The organism is Amycolatopsis roodepoortensis, from assembly GCF_014873915.1.
Classification (GTDB): Bacteria; Actinomycetota; Actinomycetes; order Mycobacteriales; family Pseudonocardiaceae; genus Amycolatopsis; species Amycolatopsis roodepoortensis.
In genome coordinates this window covers 1,572,774-1,598,706 of the sequence record NZ_JADBEJ010000001.1, presented here as the reverse complement: position 1 = coordinate 1,598,706, position 25,933 = coordinate 1,572,774, and the positions used below count along the sequence as shown (strand labels likewise).

General features: G+C 70.5%; 14 protein-coding genes. 6 read left to right on the top strand and 8 right to left on the bottom strand.

Translation table 11 applies throughout. From position 1 onward, the window contains the following. Positions 1 to 73 precede the first annotated feature (73 nt). Entirely contained in the window at positions 74 to 1,582 is a 1,509-nt protein-coding gene (locus H4W30_RS44485; RefSeq protein WP_318780554.1) for a CYTH and CHAD domain-containing protein, read from the bottom strand. A 69-nt stretch (positions 1,583 to 1,651) separates the two neighbouring features. Continuing rightward, a complete protein-coding gene (locus tag H4W30_RS07235; protein WP_192742054.1) occupies positions 1,652 to 2,509 on the bottom strand; it encodes a helix-turn-helix domain-containing protein in 858 nt (285 codons plus the stop codon). 458 nt (positions 2,510 to 2,967) lie between these two features. On the opposite strand from H4W30_RS07235, the gene H4W30_RS07230 reads away from it, so the two are divergent. Then, positions 2,968 to 4,086, top strand: a complete 1,119-nt coding sequence (locus H4W30_RS07230) for an erythromycin esterase family protein (protein ID WP_192742053.1) — start codon at positions 2,968 to 2,970, stop codon at positions 4,084 to 4,086. 175 nt (positions 4,087 to 4,261) lie between these two features. Here H4W30_RS07230 and H4W30_RS07225 read toward each other — a convergent pair whose 3' ends face one another. After that, positions 4,262 to 7,228 carry an AfsR/SARP family transcriptional regulator gene (locus H4W30_RS07225; RefSeq protein ID WP_192742052.1) on the bottom strand — a complete coding sequence of 989 codons (2,967 nt, stop codon included), beginning with the start codon at positions 7,226 to 7,228 and terminating at the stop codon, positions 4,262 to 4,264. 85 nt (positions 7,229 to 7,313) lie between these two features. Next, positions 7,314 to 8,024 carry a DJ-1/PfpI family protein gene (locus tag H4W30_RS07220; RefSeq protein ID WP_192742051.1) on the bottom strand — a complete coding sequence of 237 codons (711 nt, stop codon included), beginning with the start codon at positions 8,022 to 8,024 and terminating at the stop codon, positions 7,314 to 7,316. 98 nt (positions 8,025 to 8,122) lie between these two features. Between H4W30_RS07220 and H4W30_RS07215 the strand changes: the two genes are divergently transcribed. The 3 genes from H4W30_RS07215 to H4W30_RS07205 all read left to right on the top strand — a co-directional run bounded on the left by H4W30_RS07215 (position 8,123) and on the right by H4W30_RS07205 (position 10,907). After that, a complete protein-coding gene (locus H4W30_RS07215; protein ID WP_034307757.1) occupies positions 8,123 to 9,100 on the top strand; it encodes a GlxA family transcriptional regulator in 978 nt (325 codons plus the stop codon). A gap of 41 nt (positions 9,101 to 9,141) precedes the next feature. After that, entirely contained in the window at positions 9,142 to 10,563 is a 1,422-nt protein-coding gene (locus tag H4W30_RS07210; protein WP_192742050.1) for a YibE/F family protein, read from the top strand. 83 nt (positions 10,564 to 10,646) lie between these two features. Continuing rightward, positions 10,647 to 10,907: a hypothetical protein gene (locus H4W30_RS07205; protein ID WP_318780553.1), complete on the top strand. Its 261-nt coding sequence runs from the start codon at positions 10,647 to 10,649 to the stop codon at positions 10,905 to 10,907. Between the two features lie 182 nt (positions 10,908 to 11,089). Here the strand turns inward: H4W30_RS07205 and H4W30_RS07200 are convergent, their stop codons facing one another. Together H4W30_RS07200 and H4W30_RS07195 are read right to left on the bottom strand one after the other, a co-directional pair. Next, positions 11,090 to 11,746 carry a hypothetical protein gene (locus H4W30_RS07200; RefSeq protein WP_192742049.1) on the bottom strand — a complete coding sequence of 219 codons (657 nt, stop codon included), beginning with the start codon at positions 11,744 to 11,746 and terminating at the stop codon, positions 11,090 to 11,092. Further along, the gene (locus tag H4W30_RS07195; RefSeq protein WP_192742048.1) at positions 11,746 to 12,354 is read right to left on the bottom strand and encodes an MBL fold metallo-hydrolase; all 609 of its coding nucleotides are present in this window, start codon (positions 12,352 to 12,354) and stop codon (positions 11,746 to 11,748) included. The genes H4W30_RS07200 and H4W30_RS07195 overlap by 1 nt, the downstream gene beginning before the upstream one ends. Before the next feature lie 156 nt (positions 12,355 to 12,510). Here H4W30_RS07195 and H4W30_RS07190 point away from each other — a divergent pair, with 156 nt between their 5' ends. Together H4W30_RS07190 and H4W30_RS07185 are read left to right on the top strand one after the other, a co-directional pair. After that, positions 12,511 to 13,368 carry a peptidylprolyl isomerase gene (locus H4W30_RS07190; RefSeq protein ID WP_192742047.1) on the top strand — a complete coding sequence of 286 codons (858 nt, stop codon included), beginning with the start codon at positions 12,511 to 12,513 and terminating at the stop codon, positions 13,366 to 13,368. A gap of 1 nt (position 13,369) precedes the next feature. Then, positions 13,370 to 14,155, top strand: coding sequence for an aminotransferase class IV family protein (locus H4W30_RS07185; RefSeq protein ID WP_192742046.1), 786 nt, complete (start codon positions 13,370 to 13,372; stop codon positions 14,153 to 14,155). Positions 14,156 to 14,174: 19 nt separating this feature from the next. On the opposite strand, the gene H4W30_RS07180 is transcribed toward H4W30_RS07185, so the two are convergent. Both H4W30_RS07180 and H4W30_RS07175 read right to left on the bottom strand, forming a co-directional pair. After that, positions 14,175 to 24,530: a non-ribosomal peptide synthetase/type I polyketide synthase gene (locus tag H4W30_RS07180; RefSeq protein WP_192742045.1), complete on the bottom strand. Its 10,356-nt coding sequence runs from the start codon at positions 24,528 to 24,530 to the stop codon at positions 14,175 to 14,177. Continuing rightward, entirely contained in the window at positions 24,530 to 25,795 is a 1,266-nt protein-coding gene (locus H4W30_RS07175; RefSeq protein ID WP_192742044.1) for an MFS transporter, read from the bottom strand. The genes H4W30_RS07180 and H4W30_RS07175 overlap by 1 nt, the downstream gene beginning before the upstream one ends. Positions 25,796 to 25,933: the final 138 nt, after the last annotated feature.

Genomic DNA, 25,933 nt, shown 5'->3' with positions numbered 1-25,933 from the left:
GGGGCGCCTCTCTCCAGACCACCAAGTTCCCTCGACGGTACTCGGCGACGGCGAGAGGTCAACCCGGGCTACCTCATTTGAGCCATTTCGGGCGGGAACATTTACCCAAGTCTTGCCATTCTCCGGTGAAGCGCCGGTGCGCGGACTCGGCCGCGGCGATCGAGCGGCCGTGCAGAACCCCGAAGGTGAAAGCGTTTTCGTTCTCGGCGTACGCGCGCAGACCGAGAAGCCGCAGGACGTCCCGGGTGACCACGATGTCGTGATGCGTACCGAGCGTGGACTGCACCGCCTTGACGTTCTTTCGCCATTTTCGAAGCTTCCGACCGGATACCGGCCGGATCGTATCCGCGGCATACCTGGCTCGTTTGGCCTTCTTGCGCACTTCGTGCAGTGCGGCGTCCTGCTCCGCGCCGGGCTCCAGCTCGCGCGCCGCGGCGACGGCCTTGCCGAGCTTCCGGCTCGACCGAGCGACCGCCTTGCGTAGTTCCTTCTTGCCGTCCTTGATCTTCCGGGGTTTGCGGACGAGCTTTTCCAGTGCTCGCAACAGCTCCGTGTACCGCTTACTGTCGAGCGCCCGGATCGCCCGCGCCTTGGCCTCTTCTGCCTCGCGCGCGAAGTGCCGCGTCATCAGCTGCTCGACGTTGCCCAGCACCAGCTCGACCGGTAGCGCCTTGACCTCGTCGTGCAGACGCGCCGACATCACCTCCGTGTCCCTCGCCGGCCCGAGTTCACCCCCGAGCCAGCGAAGCTCGGCGGCCAGCCCGTCGGCGACGTCCGGATCGAGAGACCGCCGGAACGTCCGCAGCGCGCTGCGCAACCGCCTGCTCGCGACCCGCATCTGATGCACCGCGTCCTCGGCGTCGCGGCGGACCCCGATGTCATTGCGCCGTAGCGCGTCCAGCTGCGCGGCGAAGTAATCCGCCAGCACCGAACCCGACTTGCCCCTCGCGGAGGGCACGAGCTCGTCGGTCAGGCGCCGGAGCTTCGACGGCCAGCGCGATCGCTCCGCGCCCGCTTCCAGGACAGCGTGGTCCAAACTGTCGAGCACTTCGGGATCGGCACCGGGCGAGAGCTCGATCTCGATCTCCCGCCAGCGGTCGAGGTGTGCCTTCTCCCCACCCGCTTCCCCGGTGACGACGTCGTCCGTCAGCGTCGCGACCTCACGACCACCGGCGTCGAGCAAGGCGTACGAAGTGCGCTCGGTTCGCAGATGCGCGGCCTGGACGAGTTTGGCGCCGAGGGTGTGCGCCCGGACCAGCTTCGCCAGCGCGCCCGGCACCTTGTCCGGCTTGCCCGCCAGCGGGAGGCGGAGTTCCTCTCGCCGATCGTCGCCGACCGGGAGCTTGAGGTGCCAGCCCTCGTCGCTCCCGCCCAGCCGCCGCCGCAGCGTGATGCCCGCCTGGGCGAGCCGGAAGTCGGAGGTGTCGTAGTACGTGGCATCGAGGACGTCGACTTTCGGCTCGGCCTGGTTCGTCACGGGGCCGATCGGGACCAGCGGCGGGATGGGCCGGTCGGCCGCCAGGTCGTACTTCCGCTCGATCTCCGTCTCGGCGACCGGGGCACCACCCTGCGTCTTCGTCACCACGAACTCCTTCACTCGGCTACCCGGAAGGATTACCCCCGGAAGTGCCCGCGGGAAACCTCGGACGGTTCACTCCTCCATCCGGTCGTACCGGTCCGCCCATTCGGCGAGCGTTTGCCGTGACCTCTCCTCGGTCAGGGTATCGCTTTCCAGTCTCGCGACAAGGGAATAGTAAGCCTCGACCGCCACCCGGTCGTCGATGAACACCCCGGCCGCATAGGAATCCGTGTACACCACCGCCGGATGTTCCGTGAATTCCATGATGGTGAACGAATTCTCGAGTACCGTGCCGACGCCGCCGCTTTCCGGGACGATACGAATGGAGCAATACGGCAGGTTCGCCGACAGGACGAGGTGCAGCAGTTGCTCGTGCATGATCCGGGGGCCGCCGACGACCGACCGCAGCGCGCGCTCGTGGACGTAGAACCGGCACCGCGGCGGACGATCGCGTTGCAGCAGCCGCTGCCGTTCCATCCTGGCGGTCACGACCTGATCCAGCTGCGCCTGGTCGCGGTTGCCGATCAGCTCGAAGGCGGTGCGGGCGTACTGTTCGGTCTGGAGCAGCCCGGGCAGCGTCAGCGACTCGTAGCGCACCAGCGTATGCGCGAGATTCTCTTGGATAGCAAGGGATTTCATCGGATCGACGAGTTCGTCGAAGTACGGCCGAACCCAGTACAGGTCGCCGCCGGGCTGGGTCAGTTCCAGCAGCAGGTCACGCTCGGGCTCCGCCTCGCCGCAGGTCGCGAGATACAGCGCCGCGTCCACCACGGACAGCTCACGCAGCCCTTGTTCCCACCTCGTGACCTTGCTCTGCAACCAGCCGTTACGGCGGCTGACGTCGGCTCCGCTGAAGTGCCTGCGCTGCCGGAACGCCTTCATGCGGTGGCCCAGTTCCCGGGTCCGCGCCGTCGAATCCTTCTCAACCATGCGGGCAAAACTAGGGCCGAACTCCGACCGCGCGGTGATTGCCACGCGGTGATTCACCTCAACTGCTGATAACTTGCGCTCGCGCATTTCCGCGAAGGACCACTTCGCAAGCGAAGCACCTTCGCGCGCGAAGCGCTCTTAAACTTTATAGCGGACGAATGGAATGGGAGCGAGTTCTCCGGAAGTGCTTTTCTTGCGGCACGGCACGCGGGGGCGGGCGCGGTCCAGCGTCGGGGGCCGGCTTCCGGCAGCCGAACGTGCCGCGAAAGCCACTTTCGGGACATCAGGCGTCGCGAACGTGGCTTTCGCGACGCGGACGCCGGTGGCGAGGAGTCGGGGCGGGTGCTCGGCTCGCGCGAGGTCCGCCACCTGACGCTCCGTTTGAGACTTTCGCGAGTAGCCGCTGAGAGAAACCGACCGAAGTTTCAACCGAAGCATCAACGATACGCTTGAACCTCATGAGTCAAGACATCCGAGACTTCGTGACCCCCTCCTGCGACCTGCTCGCCCTCGGCGAGCCGACGCACGCGACCCCGGTCTTCGCGGACGTCCGCAACACACTGTTCGCCCAGCTGGTCGACCGCGGCTTCCGCTCGATCGCCCTCGAAACCGATCGTGTCGCCGCGCTCGTCGCGAACGACTACGTCCACGACGGCACCGGGACTCTCGACCTCGCGATGAGCGAAGGCTTCTCGCACGTCTTCGGTGCCGTCGAGGCGAACAGGCGGCTGATCGCCTGGATGCGCGAGTTCAACGAGAACCGGCCTCCCGAAGAGCGGCTTTCGTTCCACGGCTTCGACACCCAGACCGAGAACACCTCCGCGCCCAGTCCGCGGCCCTACCTCGAGTACGCCCGCGACTTCCTGGGCATCGACGTGGACATCGCGGGCCCGGCGGGCGACGACGAACGCTGGAGCCGCACCGAAGCCGTCATGGACGCGGCTTCGTCGCCCGGTGCCTCGGCCGACGCTTACCGGCTGCGCGCGATCGCGGCCGATCTGCTCGCCGTGCTCCGCTCCCGGAAACCGGAACCGGTCACGGACGACTGGTCGCGGGCGGAGATCCAGCTCATGGCCGGCATCGACCTGCTGCGCTACCACCGGCAATGCGCCGAGCCACTGGAGCCGCAGGAGCGCTACGCGCCCCTTGTCGCGACCAGGGACGCCATCATGGCGCGGAACCTGCTGGACATCCGCGCCGCCGAAGCCGTCCGGGGCAGGACGCTCGTCTTCGCCCACAATCTCCACCTGCGCCGCCAGGCCAGCACGATGCGGGTGGCGGGGACGGAGACCACCTGGTTCCCCGCCGGCGCGCTGGTGGCCCCGCTGCTCGGTGACCGCTACGTCTTCGTGGCGACCAGCCTCGGCCGAAGCGACGCCATAGCGCTCGAAGAGCCGGAACCCGGTACCTACGAAGGGTTCCTGCAGAAGCACGTCACCACGGATTGGGCCCTGCTCACCGCGTCCGAGGTCCCGCCCGCGAGCGTCCGGACCGACCCCACCCCACGGCAGGGCTACTTCCCGCTCGACCAAGGGATCCTGAACGACGCCGACGCGATCCTGCACGTCCGGTCCTAGCCGTCGAACCGGGTGACGCCTCCTGCCCTCGGAAGGCGTCACCCGGCCACGAGCACGCGCCGCCACCCCCAGTGCCGCGAATCCGGGGCGGCGCGAAGTCCGCTCACTTGAGCAGGAGTCAACACGCCGGTGCCATAACTTCGCCAAACGCCACGGCCGGCGGTCGCCCACCGGGCTATGCCGGAGTCGCTCCGAAGCGGATCTTCGTCAAGGCTTCACGAGCCCGGTCCCGCTGGCGGCCGCTCTGGTCCACGGCGGAAAGATCCTTGAGCGCGCGCAATTCCCACACCGGGAAGCCCAGTTCACGGAACAGCCCCGCCGCGGTCCGGAGGCCGTCGGCGGCTTCGGTCGCGATGCCTTCGTCGGCCCGCAGCCGCCCGAAGCTGAGCAGCGCGTATCCGCCGCCCCGTCGGTCCCCGAGTTCACGGAAGGTGCTCATCGCCAAGTTCAGGTGCTCGGCGGCGCGGCCGTGTTCACCCGCCAGGCGTAACGACTCGCCGAAGCTCCGGTGCGTGTACGCGGCGGCATGCCGGTGTCCGACGTACTCGAACAGCTCCAGCGACCGCGCGAGGCATCGTTCGCTCTCCCCCGCGTGGCCGGTCTTCGCGTGGAGATCGCCGAAGCTCCGGAGGACGTGCGCCTCCCAGTGGCGTTCACGCGAGCTGCGCGTGCCGATCAACGCGCTGGTCAGCAGCTCGCCCGCCTCGTCCATCCGGCCGTTCCGGCGCAGGACGTCGGCGTACCGTTTGGCGGACCTGTCGTGCTGCCGCCCGTCCTCGCAATGGAGCGAAAGCAGCAGGCTCGCGTCGAAACATTCCTGCGCCCGCCGGAAATCGCCGAGGTCGTCCCACAGCGAGCCGAACTGCGCCGACGCCATCGCCTGTCCGGCGAGGTCACCGCAGTCCCGCAACAGGTCCAGTGCCTCCCGCAGCGCGTGGACCGCCGCACCGGTTCGCCCGGTGTCGGCGTCGACGTCGGCGAGCGCGATGAGCGCGGACCCGGTGCCGGGATGGTCACCCACGGACCGGAACCTGGTCTCCGCCAGCGAGAAGCAGGTCCGCGCCCGTGCCAGGTCCCCCGCGTCGGCGTGAGCGTGCCCGAGCTTCAGCAGCTTTCCCGCCTCGGCGGGGAGGTCGACGCGGTCGCGCACGATGCCGAATCCGAGCCAGGCCGGGGAGCCGCCTTTCGCCGGGCCGACGAGATCGCTGTAAGCGTCGGCCAGCCGCATGGCCAGCTCGGTCCAGCCGCGGTTCTTCGCGGTCCGGACGGCGAGTGCGAGGTTCGCCCTTTCCGTGTCACGCCAGCCGATCGGGTCGGCCGCGACGCGATCCGAGACCGCCGCCGGGACGTCCGCCCGCCGAGACGGCGGGTACTCGGCGCCGAGTGCCGCCAACGCGTGTTCGGCCAACGCCGCCATGGCCGTCAGCGCGCGCCGAAGGGCTTCGGGATCCGGCGGTTCCCGGAGCGCGAGCCGGATCAGGGCCGGTAACCGGTACCGGACGACGCCCATTCGATCGGGCTCGGCGTGCAGCACGTGGTCGTCCACCAGTTCGTCGAGCAGTTCGGCCGCCTCGCCTTCCGACCGGCCGAGCATGGCCGCCGCGAACCAGCCGGCGAACTCGGTGGCGCCGGGGAACCCGAGCAACCGCAAGGATTTCCGCTGTCGTGGCGACAGCTCGGCGAGGGCCCCGGCGAGCACCGGGCGGACGCCGAGGTCGCCGGCGGCGAGTTCGTCGAGGCGCAGGCGCTCGTTCTCCAGGCGCGCCGCGAACTCGGCGACGCTCAGCCTCGGCCGCTGCAGCAGCTTCATTCCCGCTGCCCGCACCGCCAGCGCGAGACCGTCGCAGCAGGCCAGCACCCGGCGGACCGCGTCGGGCTCGGCGGACAACCGGGCCTCTCCGGTGATCGCGCCGAGCAGGTCCCGCGACTCCGCGTCGGACAGCGCGCCGACTTCGACGAATCTGGCGCCGACGAGCCCGGCCGGCCGCCGCCGCGTGGTGACGATCGCCGCGCAGCCGGGACCGGTCGGCAGCAGCGGCCGCACCTCGGCCTCGGACCGGCAGTTCTCGAGGACGACCAGCAGCCGCCGGTCCGCGGTGCGGCTCTGCCACAACGAGATCCGCCCGGCGCGGTCGGCGGGGATCTCCTCCTCCGCGAGGCCGAGCGCGCGGAGGAACCCGGCGAGCACGTCGCCGGTGTCGCGCAGATCGGCGACGAGCTGCCCGTCGGGGAACCGCTTGCGCACCCGCCACGCGGCCTGGACGGCCAGCGCGCTCTTCCCCGACCCCGCCGCTCCATGGAGCACGACCGGCGCCGGACCGCGCAGCGCGCGTCCCACCTCCGCCAGTTCCCCGGCCCTGCCGGTGAAATCCGGCGTCGCCGGCGGCAGACGGCACGGCGCGCCGCCCGCGGACCAGCCGGTACCCGCGATCCGGCGATGGGCCGCGAGCAGCTCCTCCCCCGGCGAGACACCGGTGTGCTCCCACAGCGCCCGACGGCACCGGTCCAGGACGGCCATTGCCGCGTCCCGCCGCCCGAGCCGGTGCAACGCCTCGGCCAGCCAGCCGGCCAGACGCTCGTCACCCGGCCGGACGGCCAGCTCCGGTCCCAGCCTGTCGGCGACCGCCTTGTGGTCACCGGCCGCCAGTTCCAGCTCCACGAGCTTGCCCAGTACCGAACTCCGCTGATCCTCGAGCCACAGCCGGTGCGCCTCCACCAGCGGACCGACCGGCACGTCGGCGAAGGCCCGTCCACGCCACAACCCCAGCGCCTGGTCGAGCAAAGCCCTCCGCTCCGCACCGGTCGCCTTCGCGGCCGCGGCGGTCAGTTCGGAGAACACGGCGACGTCCAGTTCCCCGTCCGACACCATCAGCCGGTAGCCGCTCCGGCCGGACCGCACCCGCTGGCGGACGTCGTCGACCGGCACCCCGGGCGACAACGCCTTGCGCAGCTTGGAAACCGCCATCTGCACGACCGCGGCGGCACTCGACGGCGGTCCCTGCGGCCAGAGTTCGTCGACGAGGGTGTCCCGGTGGACGAACTCGTTCGGCCTGGCCAGGAGCACCGCGAGCACCCGGCGGGGCTGAGCCGCCGACGGCAGCGGGACCGAGGCCGCGAGCGGGCCGAGCACCTTGAACTCCACGAACCACCTATCACCTGGACGGATGACCAGAATGTAACCCGGCGCCCTCCCCGCGACAGCGATTTCTCACCCGGATGGCCGCCTCTTACTTCCCGGTGTGCGCGAGCAGCTTGTCCCGCAGCGCGGGTTCGTCCGCGAGTGCCTCGTTCAGCGTGTGCTCCAGCAGGGGCTTGAGATCCCCGTACGGCCGCTGAGACCAGTCGAGCGGGCCCAGCGGCGGCTCCGGGTCGTATTCGATGACGAACTGGATCGTCCTGGCGATCTCGGCGCCGACGAGCCGCTCGACCAGATGCAGGGCGAGGTCGATCCCCGCCGACACCCCGGCGGCGGTGATCACGTTCCCGTCCTCGACCCAGCGCTCGGCGACGGGCTCCGCGCCGAAAGCGCCCAGCAGCTCACGGAACATCCAGTGCGTCGCGGCTTTGCGGCCCTTCAGCAGTCCGGCCTGCCCCAGCAGCAGCGATCCCGTGCACACCGAGGTCACGAGTTCCGCGTTCGCCGCGGCGGTCCGCAGGTATCCGACCAGCTTCTCGTCGGCGAGCGCCTTCAGCGTCGGCGCGGCACCACCGGGTACGAGCAGCGCGTACGGCGACGGGACCTCGTCGTAGGTGTGAGTCGCCACGAGCTTCAGCGGATTGTCGGTGGTGACCGGCTCCTTCGTCTCACCGACCACGACCGTCCGGTACTCCTGCGCCGTGCTCGCCATCCCGTCCAGCACGGTCAGCGGACCGACCATGTCCAGCGGGGTCATCCCCGGGTACACCACGAACGCGATCGTCTTCTTGTCGTCTGTCATGGGACAACGGTGTCGCAGGCGCGGGACCGCGGTGGTCCCGATGTCCGGATTCCTGCGAACAACGTCCGACGGCCGGGCACTACTGGTAGCGTTCGATCATGCCGGGTTCACCCAGACGAGTGTTGATCGTCGGCTACAGCAACGCCGAGTTGCTCGATATCGCCGGTCCGTCGGACGTCCTGGACGCCGCGACCAAACTCGGCGGCAAGCCGGGGTACGAGATCATGCTCGCGAGTGTCGACGGGCGCGGCATCCGCTGCGAGTCCGGGCTGACGCTGCAGGCGCAGCACCGGCTCGACCAGGTGACCGGTGAACTGGACACGCTGATCGTCGCGGGCGGCACGGGGCACGAGGCGGCCGCCGCCGACCCGAGGGTCGTCACCCACGTCCGCAGGCTCGCGCAGCAGAGCCGCCGCGTCGCCTCGGTGTGCACCGGCGCCACGGTGCTCGCCGCGTGCGGGCTGCTCAACGGACGGCGCGCCACCACGCACTGGCGGTTCGCGAACCGGCTCGCGACGAGCTACCCGCAGGTGAACGTGGATCCGGTGCCGCTGTACGTACGCGACGGCAACGTCTACACGGCGGCGGGTGTCACCAGCGGGATCGACCTCACCCTCGCGTTCGTCGAGGCCGACCACGGCCCGAGCGTGGCCAGGGAGGTCGCCCGCATGCTGGTGACCTACCTGCAGCGGCCGGGCAACCAGGCGCAGGTGAGCATGTTCCTGTCCGGCCCGCCGCCGGAGAACCGGCTCGTCCGCGACATCACCGCGTACGTGGCGGAGCATCTGGCAGGCGATCTCGGCACCGCCGTCCTCGCCGAACGGGCCGGGATCAGCACCCGGCAGCTGACCAGGCTGTTCGACGCGCACCTGAGCACCACGCCGAGCAGGTACGTACGGGCGGCGAGGACCGAGAACGCGGCGAAGCTGTTGTGCGGCACCGAACTTCCGCTGACCTCGATCGCGAGACGGTGCGGTTTCGGCTCGACCGAGACACTGCGTCAGGCCTTCCTCGATCACTTCGACACCCCGCCTTCGGCCTATCGCCGTGTCCACCTTCGGCAGGCGTTCGGCTAGGCCGTGTGCGGCGCGCGCCGCCGACTGTGGAGGATGTGCGGGTGAACCGCCGCGACATCTCCGACGACGACACCGGCCCGATTCGCCGGGTTACGGACGCCCCGTCCGATCGTTCGCCCGGAACGTCCCGTTCGCCGCGCCGGACTCCACCGCCCGAGGGGCCGCGGCGCCCTCGTCCCCCGGCCCAGCGGCCGCGGCAGGCGGAATCGGGCAGGCGTCGCGCCCCGGAGCCGAAGCCCGAACCGAAGCCCGAACCGCCGGCCGGTCACGGGCATTCGCACGGCCACGGGCCGGCGGCACCGGCGTCGCGCCGGGTCCGGCTCCTGCTGATGTGGCTGCTGATCCCGCTCGCCGCCGCCACCGTCGTCGGGATGATCGTGCTCTACCCGTGGGGCGGGGATCCGGCGAAAAGTGTCTTCCCCCAGGGGACACCGGTGAACGCGACGATCACCGGGACGATCACCGGCCCGTGCCTCGCCGAAGGGCAGGTGCAGGTCGGCGAGCCGCCGCCGGACGCGAAGCCGTGTCTCACCAGCGAGCTGACGATGACCGACGGCCCCGGGACCGGGAAGTCGCTGAAGCTCACGCTCCCCATCGAGCCGAGCACGCCACGATTCGCAGCGGGCGACGACGTGGTGCTGTCCTACAACGGCGGCGACGTCGCGAACCCCGCGTCGTTCCAGATCGTCGACTTCCAGCGCGGAACCCCGTTGCTGCTGCTCGCCGGGTTGTTCGCGCTCGCGGTGATCGTGCTGGGCCGCTGGCGGGGGCTCGCCGCGCTGGTCGCGCTGGGGCTGAGCTTCCTGGTGCTGGCGTTCTTCGTGCTGCCGACGATCCTCGCCGGGGAAAGCCCGCTGCTGGTGGCGATCGCGGGCGCGGGCGCGATCATGTTCGTCGCGCTGTATCTGACGCACGGGTTGTCCGCTAGAACGTCGGTGGCGGTGCTGGGCACCTTGGTGAGCCTGGTCCTGATCGGCGTCCTGTCCGCGATCTTCTCGGCCGCGGCGTCGCTGACCGGGCTCGACGACAGCACCTCCCAGCTGATCGGTTCGCTCGGGCACGGGATCGACGCGCGCGGCCTGCTGCTGGCGGGCGTCGTGATCGGCGCGCTCGGTGTGCTGGACGACGTCACGGTGACGCAGACGAGCGCGGTGTGGGAGCTCCGGCGGGCGAACCCGGCGCTCGGCTGGCGTGAGCTGTACGGCGCGGGCCTGCGGATCGGCCGCGACCACGTCGGCTCGGCGGTCAACACGCTCGTGATGGCGTACGCGGGCGCCGCGCTGCCGGTGCTGCTGTACACGTCGCTTTCGGGGGTCGGGCTCGGCTCGATCCTCGGCGCGGAGGACATCGCGCAGGAGATCGTCCGGACGCTGGCCGGAAGTGTCGGCATCGTCGCGGCCGTCCCGGTCACCACCGTGCTGGCCGCGCTGATCGCCTCGCGGGAGCCCCAAGAGTCCCTGTGACCACAAGCGCCCCATAGCGCGAGCCCGCCGCGCGATCACGGGCCGGAGTCGGGTACGAAGAGGCCGCACCCGAGGTTCGCCGCGTGATCGGAGGGGCCATGTTCGACGTGTTCGCCGTCCCCAGGCAGCTGACCGCCGTCGCGCGGCGCGTGCTCGTCTCGACGTTGGAGGCCGTCGAGGCGGTACCCAAGATCGCCGCCGCGCTCGACGACGTGCGGTCGACGCTCAAGCACTCGGAGCGGCTGGCGACCTTCGCCGCGGGCGAGTTGCCGGAGATCGTCTACCAGCTGGAGGAGATCAAGGCGCGGCTGGAGAAGTTGGAGACCCGCACCGACGCCTCGTGAGTGGTGAGGACGGGTCCAACCGAGGGTGTCTCAGGACCCGGTCCGTGAAGGCCTAGCCGGTGTCGCGAAAGCCACTTTCGGGACATCAGACGTCTCGAAAGTGGCTTTCGCGACATGATCACTAGGACGATGCCAAGCCCTGCACCCAGCCGAATCCCGGTACCGAGCGCCGTCCGCGCGGCTCAGTCCAGGGTCGCCACGAACCGGCTGACCGCCTCCATCGTGAACCGCTGGATGTACTTCCCGGCGGGCGCCGCCGAGGCCAGCCGGTAGAGCGGGCGCTCCGCCGCCGCGTCCCCGCGCGCCTCCGATTTCAGCTGGGCCACCAGCAGTTCCGAGAACACCAGGCCGTTCGCGTCGGTGTTGTTCAGCAGCGCGTTCGCCAGCTTGCGCAGCTGCAGGATGCCCAGTTCCCGGCCGCCCGCACCGGAGTAGACGGCCAGGTCGACCTTCGCGACCTTGCGGCGCTTGCCCGCGTTGACCAGCAGGCTGACCGTCCGGGTGCCGCGCACGTCGCTGATCACCAGGTCGATGCGCTCGGCCGCGGTCAGGTCGATCCGCCGCACACCCCAGGTCCGCACGATGAGCGTGTCGCCTTCGAGCCACACCCGGCGGCGCAGGTTGTAGAACATGATGTAGAGCAGCGGTATCGCGATCACGCCGGCGACCACGAGCCCGGCGATCTCACCGCCGATCAGCCCGGCGATCCCGCCGAACGCGGCCGCGAAGATAACGACGCCGACGACGCTGGAGCAGCCCCGCCTGCGGCGCAGCTTGGGGTCGTCGTGGAACAGCGGGAGGCGTTCGGGGGTCTCCGGGGTCCCGGTCGGCTCGGTCATCACGCGCCCGTCCCGGCCAGGAACGGGTTCCCCGCCCGCTCCTGCCCGATCGTGGTGGCGGGGCCGTGGCCCGGGAGGACGACGGTTTCGTCGGGCATCGTCATCACCTTGGCACCGAGCGACCGCACGAGTTCGTCACCGTCCCCGGCGGACCGGCCGATCGAACCGGCGAACAGGCTGTCCCCGGTGAGCACGATCCGGCCGCCCTCGGCGGAGGTCAGCCCGAACACCACCGAACCGGCGGTGTGCCCCGGTGTACCGGACACCGTGATCTCCAGTCCGGCCAGCCCGAGCGGGCCCTCGGCGAGTGGCACGATCCCGTCCTTCCGTTCTCCGGCGTCCCGGCCGAGCAGTGGCCGGTCCGCCTCGTGCAGATAGAGAGGTATTCCGTGGCGCGCGCCGATCTCGTCCGCCGAAGCGACGTGATCGGGGTGGCCGTGGGTGGCGAGCATCGCGACCGGCGTCAGGCCGTGCTGGGAAAGCGCGGCCTCCAGCGGTCCGGCGACGTCCTCCCCGGGATCGACGATCACGCACGCCCCGCCGCCTTCAGGGGCGAGCAGGTAGCAGTTGGCTTCGAGGGGGCCTGCCGGAAAACCGACGACCAGCACGAAACGCCTCCTCAGTTCTTCCGCCGAACAGGTGACAGGATGGCCCTGATCACGATCAAGTAAGCCTAGCGGCCCCTGTACGGGGGCCTCACAGGCTGTGCCAATAGACTCCCGCTACCTCAGACGTGTGACATCGAGTGGAAACCGGGAGGGCGGGTGCCGACCAACCAGCAGCGCCGCGAAGCCGCGAAGCGCAAGCTCGAGCGACAGATCGTGCGACGGGCCGAACAGGCCAAGCGGCGCAGGATCGTCGGCTCGGTAGCGGTCGTCGGCGTCGTCGCCATCGTGGCGGGCGCGGTGTGGTGGATCGTCAGCAGCAACAGTGGTGACGATGCCGCCTCCGACGCTTCCCCGAGCTCGGCCCCTCCGACCCCCGAGGTCACCATCCCCACGGAGCGCGCTCCGATGCCGAAGCGGCCGACGCCGCTGGCGAACCCGGTGGCCTGTGACTACAAGGACGACTCCAGCAAGCCGGCTTCGAAGAAGGTGAACAAGCCGGAAGGCAAGGACGTCTCCTCGAACGGCACGGTGAACGTCGTGCTGAAGAGCACCGCGGGCGACATCCCGCTGACGCTCGACCGGGCGCTCGCCCCGTGCGCCGTGCAGAGCTTCATCAGCCTTTCGCAGCAGGGCTACTTCAACGACACCAAGTGCCACCGGCTCGGCACCACCGGCCTGCAGATGCTGCAGTGCGGCGACCCCGAAGCCAGCGGCATGGGCGGCCCGGGCTACACCATGCCGGACGAGGCGTTCAAGGAGATCAAGTACGGCCGCGGCATCCTCGCGATGGCGAAGACGCAGCAGCCGAACTCCGGTGGCAGCCAGTTCTTCATGGTCTACGGCGAGGCCGAGCTGTCCCCGGACTACTCGGTCTTCGGCAGCATCTCCGACGAGGGCCTGAAGGTGCTCGACAAGGTCGCCAAGGCGGGCGCGAACGCGCAGGCAGGCAACGGCGACGGCACCGGCCCGCCCAACACCGAGGTCAAGTTCACCGGCGTCACGGTCAACGCCTGACGTGAAGCTGGAAGTCAACGGCGCGCCCGCCCGGTCGGAAGACCTGGCGGGCGCGTTCGGTTACGGCCACTTCACCGCGATGCAGGTCCGCGAGGGCAAGGTCCGCGGGCTGGACATCCACCTTCGCCGTCTCGCGACGAGCACACGGCGCATGTTCGCCCACGACCTCGACACCGAGGCGGTGCGCGGGTACGTACGGCAGGCCATCCGGGGTGAAGACGCGCTGTCCGTGCGGGTGCTGATCTTCTCGCGGGCGCTGGACTGGTCCGATCCCGGCGCACCGGCGGCACCGGATGTCCTCGTCCGGGTCGGGCCGCCCCGTGAGCACGAGATGACACCGCTGCGCCTGCGCTCCGTGCGCTACGAGCGCGTTCTCCCGGAGGTCAAGCACGTCGGTACGTTCGGCCTGCTGCACCACACGCGCGAGGCGAAGCTGGCGGGATACGACGACGCACTGTTCGTCGACTACCAGGGCCGCGTCAGCGAAGCGTCGATCTGGAACGTCGGTTTCCTCGACGGCGGCACCGTGGTCTGGCCGCAAGCCCCGGTGCTCGACGGGATCAGCCAACAGCTGGTGCGCCGCGGCCTCGAGCGAAACGGGATCCCACAAGAGATCCGCGACGTCCGCCCCGTCGATCTGCCGGGATTCGACGCCATGTTCCTGACCAATTCGGAGTCGGTCGGCTGGCCGGTGGCGTCGGTGGACGACGTCGTGCTGCCGTTCGCGCCGGAGACCGGCCGAATCCTCGCCGACGCGTACGAAAGCAATCCCTGGGACGAGATCTAGCCTGTCCTCCTCCTGACACTCATTCCGAGCAGCGCTCCAGCATCAGCAGGACGTCTTGGGCGAAGCGGACGATGGTGGCCGCTTCGAACAGATCCGTGGAATATTCAAAGCTGATTCTCAGCCCACCTTCGTCTTCGGCGAACACGACGTAGAGCTCTGTTCTGGCGCAACCCGCCACCGGCGAATCGTGCACCTCGGCCGCCAAACCAGGCAGGTTCAGCTCCGCCGGTGGTGTCGTGACCACGGTGAACAACACGGCGGGGTACCGGTCTACGTCTTGCCCGGCGAGCGCGATCGTCTCGTCGAGCGGAAGTTCCTGGTGATCGAGCGAGGCGAACAACTTCTCCGCCACCGCCGCCATGACGTCGGGCAGTTCCGCGGCTTCCCCCAGCGGGACCCGCAGGGGTACGGCCTCCCCGATCATGCCGACCGTCCGCTCGTGTTCCCGGCGGGTCCGACGAGCGCTGGAAACGGCGAGGACGAGGTCCTGCTGACCACAGGTTTCCCGTCCCCACAGCAAGAACACGCTCGCGAGGACCACGGAGCGGGTCGTGCCGGCCGCCGCGGCCACCCGGTCGAGGCGGCGAAGCCGTTCAGGGGCGAGGTGGACCTGATACAGATCACCCTCCCCGGTGAGCCGGGCCGGTGGTTTCCGGTCGTACGGAAGCCGCCAGCGCAGGTCGGCACCCGCGAGTTCGCTCCGCCAATAACGGACGTCGGCCGCGTGCTCGTGCCCCGTCTGCCACCGTGCGTAGTCCGAGTGTTGTCCCCCGGGTTCGGGCAGCCGCGTGGACGTCGCGCCGACCTCGGCGGCATACAGCTCGGAAAGCTCGTGCCACAGGATGTTCATGGACCAGCCGTCACAGACCAGGTGGTGCAGGACGAGCACCAGTACCCAGCGATCGGCGGCGATCCGGCCGAGCCGGGCACGCAGCAGCGGTGCCTCGGTGAGCACGAACGGCTCCGCGACGACTGTGCCGCACCAATCGCCGACCGCGTCGTCGGCACCCAGATGCTCCACCGGCAGATCGAGCGTGAACGGGGCCAGCACTTCGATCCGCTGCCTGTCACCGGACGACGCGACACGACCGCGCAAGGCGTCGTGCCTGGCCACCAGCCGGTCGAGAGCGCGGTGCAGCGCCCGCGGGTCCAGCTCACCCCGCAGGTCCACGCGATATCCGACGTTGTACACCTGCGGTCGCGGGTTCTCCGCTTGACGTCTCCAGAGCCTGCGTTGCAATGACGTCAATGGCACGGTCCGGGTGACGGCGGGTTCGGGCGGGCCGCCCAGCCGCGCGGCCATCGCGCGGATCGTCGGCGCACGGAAGAACTCCGTGACCGAGACCGGTACCCCGAACTCCTCGGTGATCCGGCCCGCCAATCTGACCACCGCGAGCGAATGCCCACCCACGGCGAAGAAGGACCGGTCGACCGCCACCTCGGTCAGGCCGAGTTCGGCGCACCAGAGCTCGTGCAGGCGACGCTCGGCGTCCGTGGACGGCGGAGCGTCGTCCCCGTCCCCCGCGGCCGACGACGGCTCGGGCAGAGCGGAGCGATCCAGCTTGCCGCTGGTGGTCGTCGGCAGCCGGTCGAGCGCGACCCAGCGAGTCGGGATCAGGTACGAGGGCAGCTCTTCGGCGAGCGCTTCGGTGATCCGCGCCCACGGATCCGGTGCGGTCGAGTCGGCGAACACGACGTAACCGGCGAGTTCCGCTTCACCGCGGTGATCCCGGCGGACGACGACGGCCGCATCCGCCACCTCGCTCAACCCGGCCAGCACCCGTTGTGTCTCACCGGGTTCGACCCGGTTGCCGCGGATCTTCACCTGGTCATCGAGTCTGCCGAGGAATTCCACGGTTCCGTCGCCGCGCCACCGGCCGAGGTCGCCCGTGCGATACCACCGTTCACCGCGCCTGGTTTCGACGAAGGCCGCAGCGGTCTCCTCCGGCCTGCCGAGGTAGCCCTCGGCGAGCCCTGTCCCGCCGAGGTGGATCTCGCCGACGGCACCGAGCGGGACCGGGCGTCCGGCCTGGTCGAGCAGGAGCAGCCGGACGCCGTCGATCGGGGCCCCGATGGGTGGCCGGGATTCGCCGTCCGGATCCACCGGGTGATCCGTGGCGATGATCGACGCCTCGGTCGGACCGTATTGGTTGTGCAGCGCGCAATCAGGATGCTCGGCGAGGAAGCGGCGCAGTGCCGGGGTGAGCACGAGCGGCTCGCCGCAGCAGAGGATCAGGCGCAACGACGGCGCGGTGAGGCCGGGCTCGACCAGATGTTTCAGCGGGGTGAACGGCATCAGGATCCGCTCCACGCGGTGCCGTCGGATCACTTCGGCGACGGCGTCGCGGTCTTTGTGCCGCTCGTCGTCGAGCAGTACCAGCGTCCCGCCTGAGGCCAAGGTGGAGAAGATCTCCTGCACGCTGATGTCGAAACTCGGCGACGTCCATTGCAGGGTGCGCATCGGCGGATGCTGATCACCTTGCCAGGCGATGACGTTGGCCGGACCGCGATGCGAGACGAGGACGCCCTTCGGGGTTCCGGTGGAGCCAGAGGTGTACATGCAGTACGCGGGCCAATCCGGCCGCACCTCGGGCAGCTCCGGCGCCTTCGGATCCGGCACGATCTCCTCCGCGAGCCGCACCGGGAACTCCCCCAGCGCGGGCTGCGCGACGAGGACCGCCTTCGTGGTCAGCACGAGCACCGCACCGCTGTCGCGCAGCATGAACCGGCACCGTTGCGGTGGCAACCCGGGATCCAGCGGCAGATACGCCGCGCCGCTCTTGAGCACGCCGTAAAGCGCGGCGATCAGCTGGGGACCACGAGGCAGGGAGACCGCCACGATCTGCCCGCGGGTGACGCCGAGACCGACCAGCAGACGCCCGATCGACTCGGCGAGAAGGTCCAGTTCGCGGTAGCTCAGCTCACCGTCGTCGCTGATCAGTGCCGTGGCGTCGGGCGTACCGGCGACCTGCCGCTCGACCGCGGTGTGCAGACACCCCGCCGTCCGTTCCGGCGCGCCGTGCTGCCACCGGTCGAGCAGCACCACGTCTTCCCTGGTCGGCGTCGTGAGCTCGGAAAGCCGTGCCGACGGCTTCGCGATCGCTTGGCGCAGAACCTGTTTCAGCAGGTTCAGCGCCCGGGCGATGGTCGCTTCGTCGAACAGGTCCGTGCTGTACTCGACCAGGCAGCGCAACCCGTCACCGTGCGCGGTCAGGTAGAAGGCGAGGTCGAACGGGACCTCGTCGCGTGTCATGTCCAGCGCGGTGGCCGTCAATGGCGGCGCGAAGGGCTCGTCCACCGCGTTTTCGAACTCGATCAGCACGTCGAACAGGGGATTGCGGTTCGCGGCGCGGTCGGGATTCAGCAGGCCGACGAGTTCGTCGAACGGGACGGTCCGATGCTCGTACGCCCGGGTGGTCCGGTCTCTGACGCGCTGGGTCAATTCCGCGAAGGTGGGGTCGCCGGACAGGTCGAGGCGGACCGGAACCGTGTCGAGGAAGAGGCCGATCGCGTCCCTGGCGGAGTCCGGCCTGCTGCTGACGACCGTGCCGACCGCGAAGTCGTGCTGCCCGCCGTAGCGGCCGAGCACGGCGCCGATCGCGCCGAGCACCACCATGAACACGGTGCTGCCGCACGCGGCCGCGACGACACGCAGCGGCTCGCCGAGACCCGCCACCAGCTCATCGCTCAGGGCGGCGCCCCGCCGGGACGGCACCGGGGGCCGCGGCCGGTCGGTGGGCAGCGCGAGTTCGGGCAGACCGGTCAGTTCGTCGTGCCAGAACGCGAGATCCTCGCCGGGATCCGCGATCTCGAATCCGGTCTCGGGCCCCGGCCCGGTCCGGATCGCGGGCAGGTCCGGCCAAGCGCGGTAGTGCGCGGCCAGATCACGCAGGAACACCGCGGTCGACGCCGAGTCGAAGACGATGTGGTGGGCCACCAGACAGAACAGATGGCGATCCTCGGCGAGCCGGACCAGCGCGAAGGCGACCAGCGGGCCGGTGTCGAGCGCGAGCCGGGTCCGGGCGAACCTCGCTCGGATCTCGGCAAGGGCTTCGGCTTCGGTGCGCCCGGACAGGTCGATCAGCGGGCATTCGACGGTCACGGACGGCAGCACGGACTTCCGCGGAACGCCGTCCCGCTCGTGGAAGACCGTGCGTAAAGCGGGATGTGCCGAAACCACGCGCGACACCGACTCCCGCAGCGTCACGTCGTCCAGCCGTCCGTCCAGCCGGATCGCCTTGGGCTCATGGTACGCGCCGGTGCCGGGGAACATCCTTTCCAGGAACCAGATGCGCCGCTGCGCGGGGGATGGCTCGAGGTCGGCCGACTGGTGGCGACGACGCAGGCCGTCGAGCAGCGGCAGCGCGTCGAGCACCTGGTCCGGCGGGACACCGAAATCCACGAAAGCGGCGATCTCGTCGGCCCCCGCCGCCACGAGCGCGTCCACCACCGGGGCGCATCGCTCGGGACTGCCGATCAGGGCACGGGATCCGCAGTAGCGTTCGTAGGCGTCGCCGAGCACGAACTCGATGTCCTCCTCGGTCGCGCCGTCCAGGTCGATGCTGAGCCCCAGGCTGTTCCCGACCTGGCCGAGCAGGGAAAGCGACGAGCGCAGGTAGTCGCAGAACGGCCGGAACGCCTGCTGCCGCGCGCGTTCGTGGTCCTCGCCGAGGAAGGTGTGCACCAGCACCACGACCCGGCCCGCGGCCGGATCGAGGCCGTGTTCCGCGCGCGTGCGCCGATAGAGCGCGATGTTGCCGGCCAGCGCGGAAACGTCCTGGGTCATCAGATTGGTGACCACGCCGAGATCGGCCGCGGCGGCCCGGCGGTAGCTTTCCGGGTTTCCGACCACGGCGACGAACATCGGCGGGCGCCGCTGGATGGGCGCCGGGTGCAGGCGGACCGCGGCGGGCGCGCCGTCGCCCGCGACGAGGGTGATCTCCTCCCCCGCCCAGAGCCGGCGCACGGTGTCCAGCCCCTCGTACATCAGCTCGCGATGGTTGCCGAAGTTCTCCGGTGCCAGCGCGAAATCCCTGGTGTGCCAGCCACTCGCCACGCAAAGTCCGACGCGGCCCGAAGACAGGTTGTCCACGACGGACCATTCTTCGGCGACCCGGACGGGATGGTGCAGCGGAAGCACGACCGACCCGGCGTGCAGCCGGATCCGCTCGGTACGGGCGGCCAGCGCGGCGGCCAGCACCGACGGATTCGGGAACAGCGCGCCGAAGGAGTCGAAATGCCGCTCCGGTAACCAAAGCGCGTGGAAATCGTGCTCGTCGGCGAAGCGCGCGGCGGCCATGATCAGCCGGTACTTGTCCTGCTGATCCCGATCGGGGTAGTCGCCGAAGAAATAGAGGCTGAACGCACAGCTTGCCCCGGGAGCCGCCGGTTCCGGGGGCGACACGACGGGCATCGCCGCCGGACGGACCGGATGCTCGACCGGCTTCGGCGCGGGCGCCACGGTGTCCGGGGTCCCGCGGGCCACGTCGAGCTGCCGGTGCATCAGCTCGGTCATCTGGCGCATCATGGTCTCGGCGAGCTTCAGCTGCCGGTCCATCAAACCGTGAAGAGACACGTCTTCGGCCGGCGGGCCGGGCTCCGGCTCGCTTTCACCGGAGGCGGGAGGCGCTCCGCCGCTTCGCTCGATCAACTCGGCCACTTTCGCCGGAGTACCGGCTTCGGAGAGCAGCTCCCGGATGCCGATCCGCACCCCGAAGGCCCGCTCCAGTTCGCGGGCCAGCCCCATCAGGGCGAGCGAATCGGCGCCACCCGCCACGAACGACATGTCTTCGGCCAGGTCGTCGGCGCCGAGCCGGTCGGCGGCGAGCCGCCGGACCTCGGCGAGGACCGCCCCCGAGCTCACCTGTCCGGCGCCGGACGGGGCGGGAGCCGACGGCCGCGCGAAGCGGACCCGCCGGTAGGGGTACCCGGGCAACGGGACGCGGCCGCCGGTGGGCGCCAGCTCCGCCCAATCCAGGTCCGCGCCGCGCCGGTACAGCGCGGCGGCCGCGCGCAGCACCGCGGCGCACTCATCGTCGGGCGGGGAGCCCACGGACGGCTGCCAGTACCGGTGCGGGAGGGCGGCGCGTCCCATCGAACCGAGCACCTCACGCGGACCGATCTCCAGGTAGCCCCCGCACTCCAGGCGTTCGAGCGCTCGCAGCGACTCGTCGAAACGGGCCGTCTCACGGATCTGTCTTCGCAGGTAGCGCGCGTCGACCGAGGCACCGGCCGGGATCACCCCGCCCAGGTTGCTCGCGAACGGCATCCGCACCGGGCCGAACCGCACCGCTTCGGCCGCGCGTTCGAATTCGTCGAGAACGGGTTCGAGCAGCGCCGAATGGAAGGCCCGGTCCACCGGAAGCCTTCGCCAGGAGAGGTTTTCCCGGTCGAACAGGGTCTCCGCGGCCGCGATCGCCGCCGACGGCCCGGACAGCACGCAGGACTGGTCGCCGTTGACCACCGCGACCTCGGTCCCCGTCGCGACGGCGAGCCGTCCCCCCCGCTCCGGCGAGACGCGGACCGCGATCATGCCGCCCGGCTCGGTTCCCTGCATCAGCCTGCCGCGCAAGCAGGTCAGCCGCAGCCCGTCGGCCACGTCGATCCCGCCGGCCACGGCGAGCGCCGCGTACTCCCCCAAACTGTGCCCGACCACGAAATCCGGCTGGACGCCCCACGACCGCCAAAGTCGCGCCAGCGCGACCTGATGGCAGAACAACGCGGGCTGTCCCTCCACAGTGGACAATGGGACGGTCGGATCCGGCGTGCCCAGCAGGGACTCGGACACACCGGTGATCCCGGCCTCGTCGGCAAGGCCCAGCAACTCGTCCAGCGCTTCGCGGAAGACGGGGAACGCGTCACGAAGCCGCGCGGCCATCCCCCGATACGCGGAGCCCTGTCCGGAGAAGGCGAACGCGAGCGTGCCGAATTGGTGCGGGACAACCGATTCCTCGCCGATCGTGCCGAGCGCGGCGGCAAGTCCGGCGGTGTCACTCCCGACCACGGCGAGCCGGTGCGACAGATGCGGCCTGCCGAGCGCCATACTCGCCGCCACGTCCTGCGCCCGCAGATCGGGGTGCGCGCGCAGGTGATCCCGGAGTGCGCCGGTGAGGGCGGACAGTCCCTCGGCGTCGGCGGCCGACACGGGCAGCAGCACCGGTCCCCGCGCCGCCGGTGCCGGCGTGGGCACCGGGGCCTCTTCCAGGATCACGTGGACGTTCGTGCCACCGACGCCCAGCGCGCTGACCCCGGCCCGCCGCGGTCCGTCGGTGATCCACGGCGTGTGTTCCGTCGCCAGCACGAACGGGCTGCCCGTCAGCCGGAGTTCCGGGTTGGGCCGGCTCAGGTTGAGTGTCGGCACGAGTTCTCCGTGCTTCAGCATCAGCACCGTCTTGACCAGGCCGGCGAGACCGGCGCAGGTGTCCAGATGGCCGATGCCGGGCTTGACGGAGCCCAACGCGCAGAACCCGGTGTGACCGTCCTCCGCGTACGCCTGGCTGAGCGCCTCGAACTCGACCGGGTCGCCCAGCGCGGTGCCGGTGCCGTGTGCCTCGACGTAGGTGATGGACGACGCCGCCACCCGGGCGCGCGCCAGTGCCAGCCGGATGACCTCGGCCTGCCCGGACACGCTCGGCGTCGCGAACCCCGCCGTGCGGCCCGCGTCGTTGTTCACCGCCGAACCCAGGATCACCGCGTGCACGGTGTCGCGGTCGGCGATCGCCCGGTCGAGCCGTTTCAGCAGGACCGCGATCACCCCGTTGCCGCCGACCGTGCCGTCCGCCCCGGCGTCGAACGCCCGGCACGCGCCGGTCGGCGAAAGGATACCGCCGGGGTACGGCCGGTAGCCCGAATCCTGCGGGAGATGGACGGCCGCGGCCCCGGCCAAGGCCAGGTCGGCGTCCCCGGTGAGCAGCGCCTGCCCGGCCAGGTGCACCGCGACCAATCCTGTCGAACACGCCGTCTGCACCCCGACCGCGGGTCCTGAGAGCCCTAGCCGGTGCGCCACTCGCCCGGCCAGGAAATCAGGCTCCGATCCCATCGCCGCCTGCATCGCGGCCAGTTCGTCCGTGACGGGGGGACGCGTGCCCTGACTGACGCGCCGTTGGTGGCCGTAAAGCTGCATACCCGTTCCGGCGAACACACCGATCCTGGTCCCCGCCTCCGCCGCCGCGTAGCCGCCGAGTTCGAGCGCCTCGTGACAGCACTCCAGGAACAGGCGGTGCGCGGGATCGGTCAAGGCCGCTTCGTGGGAGCTCATCCCGAAAAAGTCCGCGTCGAACGAGTCGACGTCGTCGAGCGCGCCGGCGACCGGGACCACCCCCGGTTCCCCGCCGCCGAAGGTCCGCACCCGGCTCACGCCGTCGCGGAGGTCTGCCCAGAATCCGTCGAGGTCCGTCGCACCGGGCACCCGCACCGCGACACCGATGATCGCGATCCGCTCCTCGTGCGCCGGGGCGGCCACCGCTCGGGCGTCCGTCACCCGGCCAGGTCCCGACAGGTGATCGGCGAGCAGGGCGGGGGTCGGGTACTCGAACACCGCGGTCGGCCGCACCTCCCGGCCGAGCAGCGTGGTCAGGGTCGTGGTCAGCTTGACCACGGTCACCGAGGTCATCCCCGCCTCGTAGAACGGCGTGCGCGGATCGACGTCCTGGCCGAGCACCTCCCGGACCGCCGCGAGGACCGTGGCGCGGACGTCGACGGCCCGCCCGAGTTCGCCGTCGAGCAGCCGTCGCCGCAGTTCGGCGCGCTGGACCTTGCCCCCGCCGGTCCGCGGGAACTCATCGGGTGCGACCGGCACCACTTTCGCCACGGTCAGCCGCAATCGGCCGAACACCGCCTCCCGCACCGCCTTCGCGACCGCGTCGAATCCGGCCGCGCGCGCCGCGATCAGGATGACCAGGTCCTCGGTACCGGACTCGGCGTTGGGCAGGCCGACCGCGGCCACCTCGCCTGCCTGGGCGCCGCTCGCCGCGCACACGACTTCCTCGATCTCGTGGCAGAAATGGTTCTGTCCATTGAGGATGATCAGATCCTTGGCCCGGCCGGTGAGCACCACCTGCCCGTTCGCCAGGAACGCGAGATCACCGGTGTCCAGCCAGCCCGGTGCGGGGAACGCGGCGCGGTTCGCCTCTTCGGCGTGCAGGTATCCGGGGGTGACCCGGGCGGAGCGCACCTGCAGCCTGCCGATCTCACGTTCGCGCAGCAGTTCGCCCCGGTCGTCCACCACCCGCACGCTCGCCCCGGGCGCGGGGGAACCGACCGCCACGAACGTGCTGCACTCGTGTTCTTCCGCGGAATCGGGGGCTTGGCACAGTTCGCCGTCGAGGCTCGACTTCAGCACCCGGTGCACGCTGTCCGGCGTACCGAGAGTGCCGAAGGTGATCGCGGTGACCGTCTCCGTCATCCCCCACACCGGCCGGATCCGGCTCTCCTCGATGCCGAACCGGGCGGTCCGCTCGAGAAAGCGCGACATCACCGGCAGCTGGATCTGCTCGCCGCCGCAGAGCAGGGTGCGGACCGAGGACAGATCCCGGTCGCGGGTGTCCCCGGCCAACTCGGCGGCCACCTGCGCGAACCCGAACGTCGGCGACCAGCTGTGCGCGACGCGGTACTCGGCGAGCAGATCCAGCCAGCGGCTCGGCCTGCCCAGTACCAGTTCGGTCGGCACGTGCACGTTCGTCACGCCGGCGTAGACCTCGAGCACGTGGTAGAGGAGCAAGGCGCCGCTGTGGTCCACCGGCAGCCAGTTCAACGTGGTGTCGTCCGGCCGCAGGCCGAGCGCCTTCCGGGACCCCGCCGCGAACTCCATCAGGCCGCGATGCGTCAGCGGGATCGCCTTGGCGGCGCCGGTACTGCCGGAGGACAGCATCACCAGCGCCGGATCATCCGGCGCCGGTGTGTGAAGGCCGAGTTCGGGCAATGCGCTCATCGGCTCCGTCGACACCCGCGCGAGCCGCAAACCGGACAAGCCCGGCTCCGCGTCGCCGACGAGTACGACGGGATCACGCAGCAGCTCGGCCACGTGCTTCAGCCGCCGCCGCGACGCATCGTCCTCGGCCGCGCCCGCCATCGGCACCGGCAGCGCACCACCGAGGACACAGCCCCAGAAGGACGGGAAGAACTCGGCGAGCGGCAGACCGGACAGGACCACCGGATCTCCGCGGCCGACTCCGAGGTCCCGCAGCCGGGCCCGCACCGCGCTCGCCCTGGCCAGGAGTTCCGGGTAGGGACAGCGATCCGGCTTGCCTGCCGCGTCCAGCGTCACCACCGCTCGACCGGGGGCGTCGGCCGCGGCGTTCCGCAGCGCCTTGGCGAGATCCACTCGCTCGCTCGTCCCCAGTTCGAGCGGTTCCCCGTGAACCAGCGCTTCCCCCATTACGATCCTTTCTTCGCTGCTTTCGCGACGCCTGGCGACACGCCGGCGGCCCCCGGCCGGCGGCTCCGAAGGCGCAGCAGGACGATCCCGACCACGAGGACCGGGAGGGCGTGGTACGCCGCGACGACGACCGGCGGTGACGCGACCTCGAGCAGCAGGCCGCAGGTGGCCATCCCGGCGGCGAACCCGGCCGTCTCCGCGGTGGCCGACAGGCCGAACAGCCGCGCGCGTTCCGCTTCCGGCGCCGCCTGCAACCTGCTCAGATACGCGACCTCGGTGAGTCCGTCGGCAAGGCCCGCGACGAACAGGACCACCACCAGCACCGGGATCGGCAAGCCGGTGAACGCGACCACGAACGCCACCGACATCAGCACGGTCCCGGCCGCGAACGCGCGATCGCCGAGCCACGCCATCCTGCCGTGGTCCGTCCGGCGGCAGATCCACTGCACCGCGATGGCGCCGACGGCCCAAGCCGTCCAGAACCAGCTCATGAAGGCGTACGGCGCACCCGGCCACTCCGCGCCCGCGTGTACCGGCAAGGCCACGTTGTGCGAGGCCGAACCGAAGGCGTCGGAGCCTCGGATGAGTACCAGCCCGAGGACGGCCGACGACAGTCCTGCCGTCACCCGCGTCCGGGGCCCACCGTTCGGCACGGCCGTTCTCTCGCCGCCGGAACCGTTGGTGTTCAAGGGAAGCAACCACAACACCGACGCGGACACCAGGAACGACGCGGCGTTGATCAGGAACGCGGCCTCGAATCCGCCCGCCATGACCACGACGGGCGCCGACGCGTAGCCCAGCACCGTCCCCAGTGAGCGCCCCGCGACCAGTCGCCCGTTCATCCGTACCCGGCGGTCCTGCCCCACCATCGCGGGCACACTCGTTCGGAGCGACACCGAGAACACCGTGTTGCCCGCCCCCAGTACGGCGGCGGCCACGAGCAGCCCGCCCAGCCCCACCGCCTGTCCGGCGACGCCGAGCACGATCATCGCCACCGCCTGCGCGAGATCCGCGACGACCATCAGCCGCCGTCGCTCGAACCGCGCGGCGAGCCGCCCCGCCGGCACCCCGAACAGGAATCCCGAACCGACGCGCACCGCCATCACCGCGCCGAGACCGAGCGGTCCGCCGGTCACTTCCAGGGTGAACAAGGCCAGCGCGATCAGGTTGAGAAAGGTGCCGAACGACGACACCGAATACGCCACGAGAAACAACCACAGCGCCGCATCGCCGGTACCGGCTTTCCGGCCGTGACGAACGAGCATCGAATCCCCTGATCGTTTTCCGGTGCCGTCCTGCCGCGAGTGACGGCCAGGTCGGTACGCGAATCGGTGCGGCTGACGCCGATGAGCACTCGGGGACCGAAGGGAACTTTTTTCTCAAATCACGCGACGAAGGACGCC

Coding starts and splice junctions, on each gene's coding strand:
- H4W30_RS07235 (WP_192742054.1), bottom strand. CDS start 2,509: ATGGTTGAGAAGGATTCGACGGCGCGGACCCGGGAACTGGGCCACCGC.
- H4W30_RS07230 (WP_192742053.1), top strand. CDS start 2,968: ATGAGTCAAGACATCCGAGACTTCGTGACCCCCTCCTGCGACCTGCTC.
- H4W30_RS07220 (WP_192742051.1), bottom strand. CDS start 8,024: ATGACAGACGACAAGAAGACGATCGCGTTCGTGGTGTACCCGGGGATG.
- H4W30_RS07215 (WP_034307757.1), top strand. CDS start 8,123: ATGCCGGGTTCACCCAGACGAGTGTTGATCGTCGGCTACAGCAACGCC.
- H4W30_RS07200 (WP_192742049.1), bottom strand. CDS start 11,746: ATGACCGAGCCGACCGGGACCCCGGAGACCCCCGAACGCCTCCCGCTG.
- H4W30_RS07180 (WP_192742045.1), bottom strand. CDS start 24,530: ATGGGGGAAGCGCTGGTTCACGGGGAACCGCTCGAACTGGGGACGAGC.
- H4W30_RS07175 (WP_192742044.1), bottom strand. CDS start 25,795: ATGCTCGTTCGTCACGGCCGGAAAGCCGGTACCGGCGATGCGGCGCTG.